Genomic DNA, 15,000 nt, shown 5'->3' on the forward strand with positions numbered 1-15,000 from the left:
CCAAGACCATACAGGTACGACGCCCGTCGCGCGACGCCGCGCAAGGGCCCTGAAGCCCCCTCGCTGGACACCGTCGGACCCGGCCGCCCGCACTTCGCCCACGTCACGCAACAGGTGGTTGGCTTTCAGGTTCTCACGAATCATCATCGCGCGCGATGGCCCGTGGCGAGCCCAAGTCCCTGGAAAGTCTGTTACCCCGCGTCCTGGCACGCCTCGCTGGTGAGTCAGGCCGTGGGCATGCCCTGGCGCCGGTGTGGGCCGCGGTGGTGGGGGCACACATCGCCCGCCACAGCGCTCCCCGTGCGCTGGAGGACGGCACGCTCCTCATCTCCGTCACCAGCTCCGAGTGGGCTCGCACCCTGGAGGCGGAGGCCACCTCCCTGTGCGCGCAGCTCAACGAGCGACTGGGCTCCGGCACGGTGAAGGAGCTCGCCTTCCGGTGTGACAGATGATGGCCGTGCTCGCGCTGGCGACGCTGCTGGCCGCCACGCCCAGACCCGTGTCCCCCTCCGCGCCGCCCGCTCGCCCTGCGACGGACTCCCGAGCCCAGCCCCCCGAGCGCAAGGCCCCGCTGACGCCGTCGGAGTCGATGGAGCGGCAGGCCGCCCAGCATGTGGTGCGGGAGTTCGAGCGCGTGGGACGTCGCGCGCCCACCGAGGACCCCGCGCTGAGCGCGGCGGCGCGACGGCTGGCCAGCGACGCGCTCAGCGGTGCCTTCACGGGGGCGCCGGACCTGTTCACGCTGACGGAGGTCATCAGCGACGCGGGCGCGGCGGATCCCGCTCCCCGGGCGCTCGTCATCCGTGCCTGGGCACATGCCCATGCGCTCGAGTCGCTGAAAGCCCGGACCGACATCAACACGGAGCGGGCCTCCCACTTCGGCGTGGGCGTGGCCCTGGTGGACAAGCGCGCCGCGCTGGTGATGCTGCTGACGGACCGCAAGGCGGAGCTGAAGCCGTTTCCCCGCGTCATGCCCGGCGAGCGCGCGGTGCAGACGCTCTGCGGAAGGCTCACGCCCCCGCTCCAGGCGCCGGAGATCTACGTCACCCGGCCGGACGGTGAGGTGAGCATCGTTCCCCTCACCCGGCGCGGGACGGAGGGCTCCGACTTCTGCACGCGCCTGGACTTCCTCAAGCCCGGCACCTACACGGTGGAGGTGGTCGCCCGAGGCGACGCGGGGCCGGAAGTCACCTCTCTCTTCCTCACGCAGATTGGCGAAGTGCGCCGACGCGGTGAGCGCGAGTCCAACGTGGAGCCCACCACGGAGGAGGACGCCCGGAGCGCCCTCCACGAGCGCATCAACGCCCTGCGCCGGGCGCACGGGCTGGTGGAGCTGATGCCGGACCCGGTGCTGGAGCGCGTGGCTCAGGGCTACAGCACTCGCATGACGACGGAGGACTTCTTCGCGCACATCGCGCCGGACGGGAGCACCCTCACCCGTCGCCTGCCACCGGGCTCGCGCTACGGCCGGGCCGGAGAGAACCTGGGGCAGGCCGCGGGGCCGCTCGCGGCACACTTCGGCATCGAGCACAGCCCGGGCCACCGTCGCAACCTGTTGGACCCGGGGTTCCGCTTCATGGGCGTGGGCATCGTCCTGCGCCAGGTGGCGGGCGGGCGCTCCGAGGCCACCGTGACGGAGGTCTTCACCGCCTCGTCGCCCTCCACGGCGGACACACAGAATCCCCAGCAGGAGGCGTATGACGCCCTGGCCCGGTGGCGCTCCGCGAAGAAGCTGCCGCCCCTGGCCCGCAGTCAGGCGCTGGAGTCACTGGCGCTGGCGCACGCCAACCACGCGCTGAAGCTGGACCAGCCCGCGGCCCAGCCCGGCGAGGCGCCCCTGCACGAACGGGTGTTCCAGGTGCTCCCGGACGCGGGGACGGCCTCGGTGGATTTCTTCGTGGTGTCGGACCCTGCCTCGCTCCCCGAGTCCCGAAGCGTCACCGAGGCCACCAACAACAGGGTGGGCGTGGGCGTGGTGCGGGGGGACTCGAAGCGATTTGGCGCGCGGCAGTACTGGGTCGCCGTCATCTACGCCGCCGTCCAATGAGTGAGGCGGCGGGTGCGGCCCGTGTGGGGCGCCCCTCTCTACTACGGGGCCTCCCCTCACACGGTGAAGCGGCTGTGAATCAGACGGGACGGCGCTGGGTGGCGTAAGCCTCGAGGCCCATCTGCGGCGGCGCGGCGTGCTGATACATCGGGCACTTCATGCATGTGAAGGACTGCCACCCACGCCTGACGGCTTCGTCCAGGCAGTTGTCATACTGGTGGCAATTCAGATTGCGATGCGTCTCGACGCCGGCACGCTTCGGCCCGGCCTCGGGATTGATGGTTTGCGGCAGATCGGCTGGACACGGCTTCATGGAGCCCTCCCTCTGTGCTGTTTCCCCCCCGAGCGCTGTGAACGAGCAGTGTTACCGGACGACAGGTCCCGCCTGGACGACGACGGACCGGGGTAGCGTGCAACGGCTGCGCAACGTAGTGATGCACCCCGGGTGACGCAACGGGCCGACTTCAATGACCCAAGAGCACGTAATCGCCTGAACGCTTTCAACGAATGCGACAGGTCAAGAACAGTTTTGGACTGGCCCGATGGCGCGCGGATTTAGGACTTGTCGGCCTCGCTGTCAAACCACCCCCCTGGCATGAGAGGGGAATGATTGCCGGATCCGTCTCGTTGGCAGGCCGCAAAGCCGCGTGGTGAAAGGGAGAACACATGAGCTGGATGGGGACGGTCGCGGGGTGGGCGCTAGGGGTGTCCCTGGGACAATCCCCGACAACCCTGGAGGCCGTGCGACTTCATCAGACCGAGGCGACCTCGCTGGCACAGCGCGAGTGGGCCACGTGTGTGGAAAAGAAGTGCCCGGACGCGGGGAGGCTCGGCTTGCTGGCGGGCACGCTGGCCCTGTCCGACGGACGGGCGGCCGAGGCGCGCGACATGCTGGCGGCCGGCCCCGCCCCCGCCCTGCTGGAGCCCTACCGCGCCTTCTACCTGGGTCAGGCACGCTTCTACTCGGGGGACGCCGCGGGGGCCGCGCTGGACTTCGCGCGCGTGCTGGAGGCCCCTGGGGCCCCTCTGGACCTGGTGACCCGGGCCCGGTCGCGGCTGGGCGAGTCGCTCCTGAAGGCGGGCAAGGCGAAGCAGGCGGCGCTCGTGCTGGAGGCGGCGGTGAAGGCCACGCCCACCCCGGAGCTGCTCTTCCAGCGGGCCCAGGCGCGAGGCGAGTCGGGCAATCGCGCCGGGCAGCAGGCGGATTTGATGATGGTGGCGCTGCGCTTCCCCACGCATCCGTACGGCGACGAGGCGGTGAAGTGGCTCACCGAGGTCCGCCGTCCCGCGGTGCGCCTGGGCTTCGCGGAGCGCGCGCAGCGCACCGAGGGGTTCCTGGGGGGCGGCGCGTCGCAGCGCGCCCTGGAGGAGCTGGAGGCGCTCTCGGGCGACAAGCTCGCCAAGGACCAGGCGGCGAAGGTGTCCCTGCTGCGAGCCAAGGCGCTGTTCGCGCTGGGCCGTGGAGAGGACGCACGCCAGGCGCTCGCGCTCGCGGAGAAGGGCCCCCCGGGTGTCGCGGCCGACGCGGAGCTGCTCATGGCGCGGCGGGCCCTGCGCGCGGACGACAACGAGAAGGCCCGGACGTTGATGGCGGCGCTGGACCTGAAGTACGCGTCGCAGTCGGCGGGTGAGGAGGGCGCCTTCTTCGCGGGCTGGCTCGACTTGCAGGCGGGCCGCTTCGCCGAGGCCGCGAAGGCCTTCACCGCGCACGGGGAGCGCTATGCGCGCTCGCGGCGGCGGGACGAGGGCCTGTGGTTCCGCTCGCTCGCGTACCTGCGGCTGGAGGACTACCCGAAGGCGCGCGCGTCGCTGGAGTCCCTGGTGGCGACCTTCCCGAAGAGCAGCCTCGCTCCGCAGGCGCGCTACTGGATGGCGCGCAGCCGCGAGCTGGGTGGCGCGGGCGTGGCGGAGGTCGGCCCGGAGTACGAGCGCCTCATCACCGTGGCGCCCGCGTCGTTCTACGCGCTGCTGGCCTCGGAGCGACTCAAGGAGCTGGGACGGGCCGCGCCGGCCAGCTTCCCGCGCCCTCCCCTGTCGCTGGAGTTGCCGCGTCCTCCCGAGCTGGGGCTGGCGGTGGAGCTGACGCGCGCGGGGCTGTTCCGCGACGCGGCGGAAGAGGTGGAGTCGCACGTGGCGCGCCTGCGCTCCGCGGACCAGGCCCTGCCCTTCGCGCACGCGCTGATGAGCCTGGGCGAGTTCGGCCACGCGCACACGGTGGCGGCGCGGCACCTGTGGGGCCGGGCCTTCGGCTCACGCGAGCCGGATGCGCTCGCGGCCTTCTACCCTCGGGCCTTCTCGAACGCGGTGGAGCAGGCGGCGACGGCGCACAAGGTGGACCCGTTCCTCGTCTGGGCCATCATGCGGCGGGAGAGCGCCTTCAAGCCGGAGGTCATGAGCGCGGCGGACGCGCGGGGGCTGATGCAGATCATCCCCAAGACGGCCACGGAGATTGCACGCAAGCTCGCGGAGCCGGACCCCGCGCCCGCGGACCTCTTCTCGCCGGACCGGAACATCCGCTACGGGGCCTGGTACCTGTCGCGGTTGATGGAGCGCTTCTCGCATCCGGTGCTCGCCGCCGCCGCCTACAACGCGGGACCGAGCGCCGCGGCGAAGTGGGCCCAGGAGCGAGGAGACCTGCCGCTGGACCTCTTCGTGGAGTCCATCCCCTTCAGGGAGACTCGCGGCTACGTCAAGCAGGTGGTGGCGGACCTGTTCCTCTACCACGCCTTCTACGACGCGCAGGGCGTACAGCCCCGGCTGTCGCTGGTGGTGCCCGCCCCCTTGAAGGAGGGCGTCACCTTCTGAGCTGAGCAGGCCCGAGCGGGTGGAGCGCCTGGGCGCCCTACCCGCGCGCCGCCATGCGGCGCAGAATCTCCGACTCCATGGAGTGGACCACCTCCGACAGCGGCAGGCTGCTGGAGTCCACGCGGATGGCGTCCTCCGCGGCCTTCAGCGGGGCCACGGCGCGAGCGGAGTCATCCTTGTCGCGCTTGGTCTGGTCCGCGAGCACGTCGTCGAGGCTGCTCTCCACGCCCTTCTGGAACAACTCCTCGAAGCGGCGCCGGGCGCGCACCTCGGGGTTGGCCTCCAGGAAGAACTTCGCGTCCGCGTCCGGGAACACCACCGTGCCGATGTCGCGGCCTTCCAGGATGGAGCCCTTGCTCGACTCCAGGGCCAGGCGCCGCTGGAGCTGGAGCAGGCCCGCGCGCACCACGGGACGCCCGGACACCTGCGACGCGGCCATGGAGATTTCGGGCGCGCGGATGTCGCCTGACACGTCCTTGCCGCCGAGGAAGACGCGGTTCTCCTCGCCCACCACCTGGAAGTGGATGCGCACGCGCTCGAGCAGCTCGCCCAGGCGCGCGTCGTCGTCGTAGGCAATGCGCTCGTTCGTCGCCATCAGCGCCACGCAGCGGTAGATGGCGCCCGTGTCGACGAGGGAGAAGCCGAGCCGGCGCGCCAGCAGCTTGGACACCGTGGACTTGCCAGCACCGGCCGGCCCGTCGATGGCGACGATGAAGCAGCGTGCGCTCACGAGAGCACCTCTCTCAGTGCGTTCACGCACCGCTCGTTCTCCGACGCCGTCCCCACGGAGATACGAAGGCAGGTGGGGAAGCCCCCGCCCGCGAAGGGCCGGACGATGACGCCCTTGCGCAGCAGCAGCTCGTACAGCTCGGTGGAGGAGCGGCGGAAGTCCGCGAACACGAAGTTCGCGTGGCTCTTCGTGAGGGTGATGCCCAGCTTGGGCAGCTCCGCCTCGAAGTAGCGCAGGCCCGCGCGGTTGTTCTCCCGCGTGCGCCGCACGTGCTCGGTGTCCTCCAGCGCCGCCAGTCCCGCCGCCTGCGCCACCACCGTCAGGTTGAACGGCATGCGCGTGCGCTGCAGGTACATGGAGAGCTTCGCGTCCATGACGCCGTAGCCCAGGCGGATGCCCGCCAGGCCGTGAATCTTGCTGAAGGTGCGCAGCGCCACGACGTTCGGGTGGCGCCGGAACAGCTCCACGCCGCTGACGTAGTCAGGCCAGTCGACGAACTCGAAGTAGGCCTCGTCGTAGGCAATCAGCACCTCGGGAGGCACCGCCGCCAGGAAGGTCTCCAGCTCCTTGCGGCCGAACGCGGTGCCCGTGGGGTTGTCCGGGTTGGCCAGGAAGATGAGCCGCGTGCGCGGCGTCACCGCGCGCGCCATGGCCTCCAGGTCGTACTGGAAGCCCTCGCGCATGGGCACCTCGACGAAGGGCCGCCCGTGGGCCTGCGCGGAGATGCGGTACGCGGAGAAGGAGTTCTTGCACAGGAGGATCTCATCCTCCGGCGTGGTGAACGTCCGGATGAGCAGCTCGATGAGTTCATTCGAGCCGCTGCCCAGCACGACTTCCCGCGGCTCTACGCCCAGGGAGGCCGCCAGCCGGCGCACCAGGTGGAACGAGGTGGCATCCGGATACAGATGCACCTGGGTTGCCGCAAGCCGCATGGCCTCCAACGCGCGCGGGGAAGGCCCGAGCGGGTTCTCGTTGGAGGCGAGCTTGATGACACCCGTCAGGCCGAACTCGCGCTCGGTCTCCTCGATGGGCTTGCCCGGCACGTATGGCTTGAGCGTCTCGACATGGGGAGGAACGAGAGGTCGCATGGAGATGGAGGCCCTGGAGTGGTGCGTCAACGACCGGAGAACACGCCGAGCGCGCGGAACTTCGCGTAGCGGTCCTTGACCAACCCGTCGGGCGTCAGCTCGGCGAGCTGGCCCAGGTGCTTGCGCAGCACCTTGCCCAGCGCCTCGGCCGCCTTCGCGGGGTCTCGATGCGCGCCACCGGCGGGCTCGGGCACCACCTCGTCGACGATCTTCATCTGGAGCAAATCGGGCGCGGTGAGCTTCATCGCGTCCGCCGCCTTGTCCGCCTTGCTGGCGTCGCGGAAGAGGATGGAGGCGCAGCCCTCCGGCGAGATGACGGAGTAGACACTGTTCTGGAGCATCAGCACGCGATTGCCCACCCCGATGGCGAGCGCGCCGCCCGAGCCGCCCTCACCCACCACCGTGGAGATGATGGGCACGCGCAGCCCGCTCATCACCTCCAGGTTGACGGCGATGGCCTCCGCCTGTCCGCGCTCCTCCGCGCCGATGCCTGGGTAGGCACCCGGCGTGTCCACGAAGGTGAGGATGGGCTTCTCGAAGCGCTCCGCCAGCTCCATGAGACGGCGGGCCTTGCGGTAGCCCTCCGGGCGCGGCATGCCGAAGTTGCGCGCCATGTTCTCCTTGGTGTTGCGGCCCTTCTGGTGCCCTATCACCATCACCGGCTTGCCATCGAAGCGGGCGAAGCCTCCGACAATCGACGGGTCCTCGCCGAAGTGCCGGTCTCCGCACAGCTCCACGAAGTCGGTGAACAGGATGCGGATGTAGTCCAGGAAGTAGGGGCGCAAGGGGTGGCGGGACATCTGCACCACCTGCCACCGCGTCAAGTCACTGAAGATCTCCGTCTGGAGCTTCTTCGCCTTCTTCTCGAGCTTGGAAATCTCCGAGGTGAAGTCCGCGGAACCACCCGTGGACAACGCCTTGAGCTCATCGATCTTCTTTTCCAGCTCGATGAGCGGGCGCTCGAAGTCGAGCGCGTAACTGATGCCGGTTGCCATGGCGCGGAACTAGCACCAGGGTAAGGCACCTTTCAACGCGCAAGCGGTTACGCACCGCACCGTGTCACTCTGCCGGACACCTTCGTCCCATTCGGAGCGCCATGTTTCTTGCCCTGCCACTGCTCATCCTGGCGCTGACCTCCGCCCCGGCCACTCCGGCGCCCCCCTCCGCCAAGGCCCTCAACACCGAGGGCTTCCGCCTGTACCGGGCCGGGCGCTACCCGGAGGCCCTGGAGAAGTTCCAGGCCGCCGCCAAGGAGGACCCGGCGTACGCCCTGCCCCGCTACAACGCCGCCGCCACGCTGGGCGTGCTGCGCAAGAAGGGCCTGGTATGCGAGTACGGCGCCCACCGGGACGTCATCGTCGAGCACCTCTCCCAGGCGGTGCGGCTGGACGCCCGGCGCCTGGCCCGTGCCCGCCAGGACACGGACTTGGACGGCATCCGCGACACGCTGGGCTGGCAGCGGCTGCTGGGCCGCGTCCCGGAGCGTGAGGCGGACGTGCCCGTCCTGCTGCGTGCTGTCTCCTGGTACGGCCCGGGCGTCGGCGTCCTCGGCAGCACCCAGGCGCTGCGCTTCCAGACACGGGGCAAGGCCGTCCTCAAGACGCGCACCGTGGACGCGAACGGCCAGGCCCAGCGAATCGAGCTGGGAGGGACGTACTCGGTGAAAGGCCGCCAGGTGGAGCTGCGTCTCCAGGGAGAGGCCCCCGTCACCGGCACGCTCACGGAAGCCGGGGCGCTCACCTTCCCCAAGCTCGGAACGTTCACCGACGCGCCCTCGGAGTGCGACGCGTGAGACGTCACGCGCCGGACTGCTGACCAGCCACCACTCGGGATGACGGGCCTCGCACGCCTACAGAGGCACCCCAAGAAGAGTGCTTGGCCCCCTCGTTCGAGAGGGCCAAGGTGCCAGCGGGGGCGGACGGGAGTGGGCCTCGGCGGGCGTTCTTCAGGTGGGAGGCCACCAGCACCATGGCGGGGCCCCCACCTCGCTGCTTCAGGCGGCCTTGATCTTCGCGGCCGGCGGAGACAGCGCGTACCACGCCGTCCGGAACGCCTTCAGCTCGCGCAGCCCGGCCGGGTGCCGACCGAGGGCGGGCGCCATGGTGACGGGCAGGCCGAGCTTCTTCTCGATGGCCTTCGCCGCGTTCAGCTCCAGCTTGCGGCGGTTCTCGCACTTCTCGCAGGTGGACTTGGGGCCCACGCGGTTGACGAGGATGCGCTCCACCGGGAGCTTCCGCTCCTTCAGGTACTCCACCACGCGCTCGGTGCGCGACGCGGCCAGCTCCTCGCCGCGCGTGACGACGACGAAGCGCGCCTCGGTGGGAGACGCCAGCGCCTCCTCGAAGCGCTTCGCGTGCTTGATCATCCCCGCGATGTCGTCCGCCAGCTCACCCAGGCCCTTGGCCCGGTGCTTGGTGAGCACGGTGTGCAGCGCGCCCAGCCACGTCTTCGCCGTCTCCGCCAGCTCGACGACGCGCACGGAGTTCACCACCGGCGACGAGTCCACGACGATGCGCTTGAAGCGCTCCTGCACCAGCGCGTCGGTGAGCACGCTCATCGCCGCCAGCTCGTCGATGCCCGGGGGCGCGCACTCCAAGAGATTTCGCAGGTAGAGCAGATCCGCGGGGACGTCGTTGCCCGCCTTGGGCGCGCCCTCGAAGGCCTTCTCCGCCTTCTCCTTGACCCGCTTGCGCAGGGCGTTGAACCAACCGGCCATGTCCAGCTCGCGCGCGTACAGGCCCTTGGTGCCCTTCACCTGCGTCTCGGTGTCCGTCAGCCGGCTCTGGAGCACGTCCGACAGCGAGTGCGCCGGATCCGTGGAGATGAGGAGCACCGGCCCCTCCTTCTCCGTCAGCGTCACGGCGGCGGCGGCGGCGCAGGAGCTCTTGCCCACTCCACCCTGCCCCACGAAGAAGATGAGCCGGGTGGGCGGCAGCGGCGGCGCGGCGATGGGCGGCATGGACGGCGCGCGCACCAGGGCCGGAGGGCCCTCCGCGGCGGCGAACTCCAGCGCCTTCGTCTCCTTGCCACCCGCCCACGCCTTCGCGAGCAGCCCCACGCCATCCAGCCCGCGCGGCGCCACCTCACGACGACCCAGCAGGTGGACCGGCACGGCCTTGTCCAGCGCCTGGAACTTGCGCACGTGCGGCGCCTGCAGCCCCCGGCGGCCCTGGCACGCGGGACAACCGTCGCGGTCCTCCACCTCGTTGACGACGATCTCCGTCACCGGCAGCCCGCGCTCACGCAGCTGGGTGAAGAGCATGCGCGTCTGCGCCTCGGGGACCGGCTCGGCCAGCGCCACCAGGTGGAACGCGGTGCGCGCGGGGTCCTTCAACAGCCCCAGCAGCTTCTCCGCCTTCTGCCCCAGCGCTTCCAGGTAGGTCGGCTCCGCCGCGGCGGCCTCCGCCTTCTTGCCCTTGCCCGTGGACGGCGCCGTCTTGTCGCCTCCCGCCTTCACCAGGCCCAGGAACTTGCGCAGCCCCACCGGCAAGTCGAACAGGCGCAGGGTATGGCTCGTGGGCGAGCAGTCCACGATGATCCGGTCGAACTCCTTGCCCTCCAGCAGCGACACCACGTGGAAGAGCCCCACCAGCTCCTCCAGCCCGGGAACCGCCTGCTGATACAGCGAGCCCAGCTCCTCCTCGGAGAAGTGGGTGCCCTTCGCGGCGGCCTTCTTCAGCGCGGGCAGGTAGTCCGCCAGGAACGGCTTGAGCAGCGTGGCCGGCTCCAGCTCCAGGCCCCAGACGCCACCCTCGCCCTTGCCCGCCACCAGCTTCGAGGGCTTCGCGGTGAGCTTCTTCTTCAGCAGATCCGAGAGGGAGCGCACCGGATCCAGCGAAACGAGCAACACCCGTTCCTTCGGGACCTCCTCCGACAACCGCAACGCGTACGCCGCCGCGAGCGTAGTCTTACCGACCCCGCCCTTGCCGCCGAAGAAGTGAAGAACTCGCGCGTCGCTCATTGCGTTGTGGCCTTCCTTGTGCCCCCCCGGCGGCACTCTGATGCACACTCCTGATTTGCCGTGAAGAAGGCGTCGGAGTTTGCCCGGTGCGTCGACCTGTACGGCCGGGCCATCCCTGTGGGTGGGAGTCGACCACAGAATCCCTTGTCCAGAGGTCAAAAGTCAAGAATTGACGCGGGGTTTCGCGGAGGGTCGGCCCCTCTCGGCACCTCCTGCCAAGGCCTCCTTGACGCCCCCTCCGAGCCGCTCCAACAGCGCGGAATCCGGAGGGGATTTCCTACCCGTCAGGTCAGCGGGCGACCAGGTTGTGGGCGCTCAGCGGGCCATCGTTTCCCTGTCCGCCCATGGGTCCGCCCTGCTGGGTGCGAGCCTCCGCCGCATAGCGATTGAGCTTGTTGTAGAGCGTCTTCTCGCTCACCCCGAGCACCTCCGCCGTGCGCGCCTTGTTGTTGCCATTGCGCTGGAGGCTTCCCAGGATGTACTCGCGCTCCACGGCGTCCAGGCTCAAGCCAAAAGGCAGACGGAACGTGTGTCGCTCCGGGCCCTTGCCCGCCATGTCCGGCGGCAGGTGCTCGCGGGTGATCAGCTCCCCGTCGCAGAGGATCACCGCGCGCTCCACCGCGTTGCGCAGCTCGCGGATGTTGCCCGGCCACTCGTAGTTCTTGAGCACCTCCATGGCCTCCGGGTGCACCCCGGACACGCGCTTGGCCGAGTCCCCGCGGAACTTGTCCACGAAGTGCTGGACCAGGATGGGCACGTCCTCGCGACGCTCGCGCAGGGGCGGCAGGTGGATCTGGAACACGTTGAGGCGGAAGTAGAGGTCCTCGCGGAACCGCCCGTTCTTGATCTCCTGCTTCAAGTCGCGGTTGGTGGCGCACAGCACGCGCACGTCCACCTCCAGCTCCACCTTGCCACCCAGCCGGCGCAGACGGCTCTCCTCCAGCACTCGGAGCAGCTTGGCCTGCAGGTCGACGGGAATCTCGCCCAGCTCGTCCAGGAACAGCGTGCCACCGTGGGCCAGCTCGAACACACCCGGACGGCGCTGATCCGCGCCGGTGAAGGCGCCGCGCTCGTGGCCGAAGATCTCCGATTCGATCAGCGTGGCCGGAATGGACGCGCAGTTGATCGCGATGAAGGGCTTGTCGCGGCGCAGGGACAGGTTGTGGACGGCGCGAGCCACCACTTCCTTGCCCGTGCCGGACTCGCCGCTGATGGACACGCTGGCCTTGGACGGGGCCACCTTCTCCACCAGCTCGATGACCTTGCGCATGCCCGCCGACTGGGCGATGAGGTCCGAGGAGCCCAGCTGCTTGAGGCGACGGCGCAGCGTCTGCACCTCGCGCAGGGTCTCCTTCTTCTCCAGCGCGCGGTCGATGCAGACCTTCAGGCGCGCGGTGTCGAGCGGCTTGACGATGAAGTCATACGCACCCTCGCGGATGGCCTCCACCGCCGCGTCGATGGTGCCGCGGCCCGTGAGGAACACCACCGGACAGTCCGGCAGCTCCTCCTTCAGGTTGCGCAGCAGCCACAGCCCGTCGGTCTCCGGCATCGCCAGGTCCGACAGGACGACGTCCGGTCGGAACTCGCCCGCCTTGCGCAAGGCATCGTGCCCGTCGAAGGCCGTCTCGACCTTGTGACCCCAGGAGCTGAGCATCTCCGCCAGCGCCTCGCACGTGTCGCGTTCGTCGTCCACGGCCAGGATTCGTGCGCTACCCAAGATGAAGACCTCCGGTGCTGCGTCGTGACGCGAATGGGGGATGACTCTGAAGGAGAAGCCAGGCGCCCGGTACAGCCCTCAAGCGCGAGGAAAGATGAGGCGGCAGGAACCACCACGGACATGGAGATCCACGCCCAACTGCGAACAGCGCAGCCCCAGGGCCGCCACCACGTCCTCATGCTCGGGCGAGCTGTCGCCTCCGGTGTCCTCCACCTCCAGCACCGCCACCGAGCTCTCCGCGCGCACCGTCACGCGCACCGAGCCCCCGCCCTCCGCCCGCCGGAAGCCCCGCAGCAACGCCTGGATGACGAAGAAGCCCAGCTCCGAGGTGTCCGCCAGGCGCACCAGCACGCCCGCCTCCACCGCCACCTGCACCGTGGCCCGCCGCTTGCGGCCCTCGTGCGCCACCACGGCCAGCGCCCGCGTCGTCGCGTCCGACAGGTCCACCTCGCCCGCCGTGCCACCCCGAGTAACGATGAAGTCGGAGAACTGCCTCAAGATTCCGTCCACGCGCTGAATCTGGTCGCGCAGCGCCTTGAGGTTCTTCTCCTGCGACGGCGGCACCTGTCCGGTCTCCGCCTTCAGCTTCTCCGACAGCACCTCCAGGTGGATGGCCATCGCATTGAGTGGGTTGCGGACGTCGTGCAGCAGGCTGTCCATCAGCGTCTGCACGGCGCCATAGCGGGCCGCGCCCACCACGGGATCCGTCGCTTCCTGGACACGCACCACGCTACTGGACACAGCCGTCGAGCTAACCAACGGAAACTCCTCGGTTTTTTCGTCTCCCTATCCCGCCGCCACCCCACCGCGGGCAAGAGTTAGGGAGCCTGTTCGACAACGTCAACCCTGGGTCGGTAATTCTTGCCGGACCCGGCAAATTCCCGAGTGGAGTCAGCTACTTGCGATGACTCCCGAGTGTTGCGCAGGTGACGTTTTCCGAGGTGCTCCGGACGGCCTGTTCAGCTCGACGTCGCGGGAGGGCGTGCGGCCTCACCGAGCCCCACCAGCTCCAGCTTGAGCTGAGAGGCGACCTCGAAGATGCGCGGGTCCCGATAGAACTCGCCGAAGACGATGCGCACGAGGCCCGCGTTGGCGATCAACTTGAAGCAGGGCCAGCAGGGGCTGGCCGTGGTGTAGATGGTCGCCCCGTCGATGGCCACGCCGTTGGTGGCGGACTGGATGATGGCGTTCGCCTCCGCGTGCACCGTCGCCACGCAGTGGCCGTTCTCCATCATGTGGCCCACGTCATCGCAGTGGGCCAGGCCTCGGATGGAGCCGTTGTAGCCAGTGGACAGGATGGTTCTTCCACGGACGATGACGGCGCCCACGTGCTTGCGATCACACGTGGCCCGCGTCGCCACCTGCTTGGCGATATCCATGAAGTACTGATCCCACGAAACACGTCCCGACATCCGCTCGCCTCCTGGCCCGGGCAGGTGTAGCGCGCAGCGAACGGCTGTCGACAAAAAGGCGGCTCAGCGTCCGGCGGCGTGAGCGACGCCTCCCTCACCGGGCAGGCTGCGCTCCAGGAGTCGCCCGAAGCCCTTGGCTTGCAGGAACTGTCGCACCTTGGTGCTGGGCGCGGCGAACGTCTCGCCCGGCATGGGCACGTCGAAGCTGTAGCTCTCCTCACGCACCGCGAAGTCCACCTGCGCCGTGCGGTAGCCCTCCACGATGGCCAGCAGCCGGCCCGTCTCCAGGCTGAAGATGCCGCCGCCAGACGCGCCGTAGCCGATGGGCGCATCCGTCTTCACCATCCTCGGGCGCCGGGACTCCCGGTCCCACTCTACCTGGGACAACATGCCGCCGGACAAGGACAGCGCGCGGCCATACGGCGACGCCGCCACCACGACGTCCTCGCCGAGCTCCAGCTCCGCCTCGTCCGCCAGCTCCACCGCGGGCAGCGCCAGCCCCGGCACCTTCACGAGCGCCAGGTCCAGGTCCGGCACCTGTCCGGTGGCCACCACCTGGCCCACGTGCGTCTCCACGTCCGCGCGGCGGTCCACCAGCACGTTCAGCGTGGGGGCCTTCAAGTCATCCATCACCACCGCGTGCGCATTGGTGACGACCCAGGCGACCACGCCGTCCGCACTCCGCTCGGAGCCCACCACCACGCCGGAGGCCGTGCGCCGCACCTTGTCCGCCTCGGTGATTTGCAGGCGCACGTTGTGCGGGAGGATGCGGCGCACCATCTCCTTGCGCGTCGGTCGCGACGGCTCCGGCGCGGACACCCGCACCACCTCCGGCGGCACCGGCGGCGCCGAAGCGCTGGCGGGAGGCGGAGACGCGCCGGCACACGACGCGAGGGCGAGCAGGGCGACGGGGGCGCCCAGGAGGAAGCGGGTCATCGACACTCCGAGATGAAGGACGCCCATCTTCCCCAAGCCCCGTCCCCATTGGAAAGCAGGCGCCCTACAGGGGCCGGTCGCCTGCCCGCTCGTCGCTCACGCGTAGCGCTTCTTCATCAGGAACAGGATGGCGTCCTTCGCGCAGTACTCGCAGTAGCCGTAGCGCTCCGCCATCGTCTTCAGCGTGCTCTGCACCTGCGTCTGCTCGCGCGACGACAGCTGGCTGCGGTCCTCGGAGAGGTACTTGAGGACGTTCTCCTTGTTCTTGCGCAGCACCCGCTTGCGCTCCTCGAAGTAGTGGTCC

Annotated in this window: 14 protein-coding genes; 4 read left to right on the plus strand and 10 right to left on the minus strand. The window is 69.7% G+C overall.

Annotation, left to right across the window (positions count from 1 at the left end; genetic code table 11):
* The first annotated feature begins 155 nt into the window (after positions 1-155).
* Together ACN469_RS17920 and ACN469_RS17925 are read left to right on the plus strand one after the other, a co-directional pair.
* Entirely contained in the window at positions 156-452 is a 297-nt protein-coding gene (locus tag ACN469_RS17920; protein WP_498769496.1) for a DciA family protein, read from the plus strand.
* Positions 449-2,047: a CAP domain-containing protein gene (locus ACN469_RS17925; protein WP_498769498.1), complete on the plus strand. Its 1,599-nt coding sequence runs from the start codon at positions 449-451 to the stop codon at positions 2,045-2,047. Before ACN469_RS17920 ends, ACN469_RS17925 begins: the two co-directional genes overlap by 4 nt.
* Before the next feature lie 79 nt (positions 2,048-2,126).
* Here the strand turns inward: ACN469_RS17925 and ACN469_RS17930 are convergent, their stop codons facing one another.
* Positions 2,127-2,360 (minus strand): hypothetical protein, encoded by a 234-nt coding sequence (locus ACN469_RS17930; protein WP_141648765.1) that lies wholly within the window; start codon positions 2,358-2,360, stop codon positions 2,127-2,129.
* A 353-nt stretch (positions 2,361-2,713) separates the two neighbouring features.
* Here ACN469_RS17930 and ACN469_RS17935 point away from each other — a divergent pair, with 353 nt between their 5' ends.
* Entirely contained in the window at positions 2,714-4,852 is a 2,139-nt protein-coding gene (locus tag ACN469_RS17935; RefSeq protein ID WP_498769500.1) for a lytic transglycosylase domain-containing protein, read from the plus strand.
* A 37-nt stretch (positions 4,853-4,889) separates the two neighbouring features.
* Here ACN469_RS17935 and cmk read toward each other — a convergent pair whose 3' ends face one another.
* Genes cmk through ACN469_RS17950 form a run of 3 tightly spaced genes read right to left on the minus strand, consistent with a single transcriptional unit; the run spans position 4,890 to position 7,665 of the window.
* Positions 4,890-5,582 (minus strand): (d)CMP kinase, encoded by a 693-nt coding sequence (gene cmk, locus ACN469_RS17940; protein ID WP_498769502.1) that lies wholly within the window; start codon positions 5,580-5,582, stop codon positions 4,890-4,892.
* Positions 5,579-6,670 (minus strand): histidinol-phosphate transaminase, encoded by a 1,092-nt coding sequence (hisC, locus tag ACN469_RS17945; protein ID WP_498769504.1) that lies wholly within the window; start codon positions 6,668-6,670, stop codon positions 5,579-5,581. Before hisC ends, cmk begins: the two co-directional genes overlap by 4 nt.
* A 26-nt stretch (positions 6,671-6,696) precedes the next feature.
* On the minus strand, positions 6,697-7,665 hold the full coding sequence (locus ACN469_RS17950; RefSeq protein ID WP_498769506.1) for an acetyl-CoA carboxylase carboxyltransferase subunit alpha: 969 nt from the start codon (positions 7,663-7,665) through the stop codon (positions 6,697-6,699).
* 101 nt (positions 7,666-7,766) lie between these two features.
* Here ACN469_RS17950 and ACN469_RS17955 point away from each other — a divergent pair, with 101 nt between their 5' ends.
* Positions 7,767-8,462, plus strand: coding sequence for a tetratricopeptide repeat protein (locus tag ACN469_RS17955; protein WP_498769507.1), 696 nt, complete (start codon positions 7,767-7,769; stop codon positions 8,460-8,462).
* 201 nt (positions 8,463-8,663) lie between these two features.
* On the opposite strand, the gene ACN469_RS17960 is transcribed toward ACN469_RS17955, so the two are convergent.
* From ACN469_RS17960 to ACN469_RS17985, 6 genes are all read right to left on the minus strand, one after another.
* Complete coding sequence (locus ACN469_RS17960; protein WP_498769509.1) at positions 8,664-10,631, minus strand: ArsA family ATPase; 1,968 nt, start codon at positions 10,629-10,631, stop codon at positions 8,664-8,666.
* Between the two features lie 289 nt (positions 10,632-10,920).
* Positions 10,921-12,348, minus strand: coding sequence for an enhancer binding protein Nla6 (gene nla6, locus ACN469_RS17965; RefSeq protein WP_498769511.1), 1,428 nt, complete (start codon positions 12,346-12,348; stop codon positions 10,921-10,923).
* 78 nt (positions 12,349-12,426) lie between these two features.
* Complete coding sequence (locus ACN469_RS17970; RefSeq protein ID WP_498769513.1) at positions 12,427-13,047, minus strand: sensor histidine kinase; 621 nt, start codon at positions 13,045-13,047, stop codon at positions 12,427-12,429.
* Between the two features lie 260 nt (positions 13,048-13,307).
* Positions 13,308-13,760: a deoxycytidylate deaminase gene (locus tag ACN469_RS17975; RefSeq protein WP_498769514.1), complete on the minus strand. Its 453-nt coding sequence runs from the start codon at positions 13,758-13,760 to the stop codon at positions 13,308-13,310.
* A gap of 63 nt (positions 13,761-13,823) precedes the next feature.
* On the minus strand, positions 13,824-14,696 hold the full coding sequence (locus tag ACN469_RS17980) for a S1 family peptidase (protein WP_498769516.1): 873 nt from the start codon (positions 14,694-14,696) through the stop codon (positions 13,824-13,826).
* 96 nt (positions 14,697-14,792) lie between these two features.
* Positions 14,793-15,000 (minus strand): hypothetical protein (locus ACN469_RS17985; protein WP_498769518.1); only part of this gene is annotated, 208 nt, incomplete at its 5' end.

It is taken from the genome of Corallococcus terminator (assembly GCF_049194865.1).
Taxonomy (GTDB): Bacteria; Myxococcota; Myxococcia; order Myxococcales; family Myxococcaceae; genus Myxococcus; species Myxococcus terminator_A.

What these genes read in the sequence shown, in the direction of transcription:
- hisC (WP_498769504.1), bottom strand. Translation starts at nt 6,670, where the DNA reads ATGCGACCTCTCGTTCCTCCCCATGTCGAGACGCTCAAGCCATACGTG.
- ACN469_RS17920 (WP_498769496.1), top strand. Translation starts at nt 156, where the DNA reads ATGGCCCGTGGCGAGCCCAAGTCCCTGGAAAGTCTGTTACCCCGCGTC.
- ACN469_RS17925 (WP_498769498.1), top strand. Translation starts at nt 449, where the DNA reads ATGATGGCCGTGCTCGCGCTGGCGACGCTGCTGGCCGCCACGCCCAGA.
- ACN469_RS17975 (WP_498769514.1), bottom strand. Translation starts at nt 13,760, where the DNA reads ATGTCGGGACGTGTTTCGTGGGATCAGTACTTCATGGATATCGCCAAG.
- ACN469_RS17960 (WP_498769509.1), bottom strand. Translation starts at nt 10,631, where the DNA reads ATGAGCGACGCGCGAGTTCTTCACTTCTTCGGCGGCAAGGGCGGGGTC.
- ACN469_RS17930 (WP_141648765.1), bottom strand. Translation starts at nt 2,360, where the DNA reads ATGAAGCCGTGTCCAGCCGATCTGCCGCAAACCATCAATCCCGAGGCC.
- ACN469_RS17935 (WP_498769500.1), top strand. Translation starts at nt 2,714, where the DNA reads ATGAGCTGGATGGGGACGGTCGCGGGGTGGGCGCTAGGGGTGTCCCTG.
- ACN469_RS17980 (WP_498769516.1), bottom strand. Translation starts at nt 14,696, where the DNA reads ATGACCCGCTTCCTCCTGGGCGCCCCCGTCGCCCTGCTCGCCCTCGCG.
- ACN469_RS17955 (WP_498769507.1), top strand. Translation starts at nt 7,767, where the DNA reads ATGTTTCTTGCCCTGCCACTGCTCATCCTGGCGCTGACCTCCGCCCCG.
- ACN469_RS17950 (WP_498769506.1), bottom strand. Translation starts at nt 7,665, where the DNA reads ATGGCAACCGGCATCAGTTACGCGCTCGACTTCGAGCGCCCGCTCATC.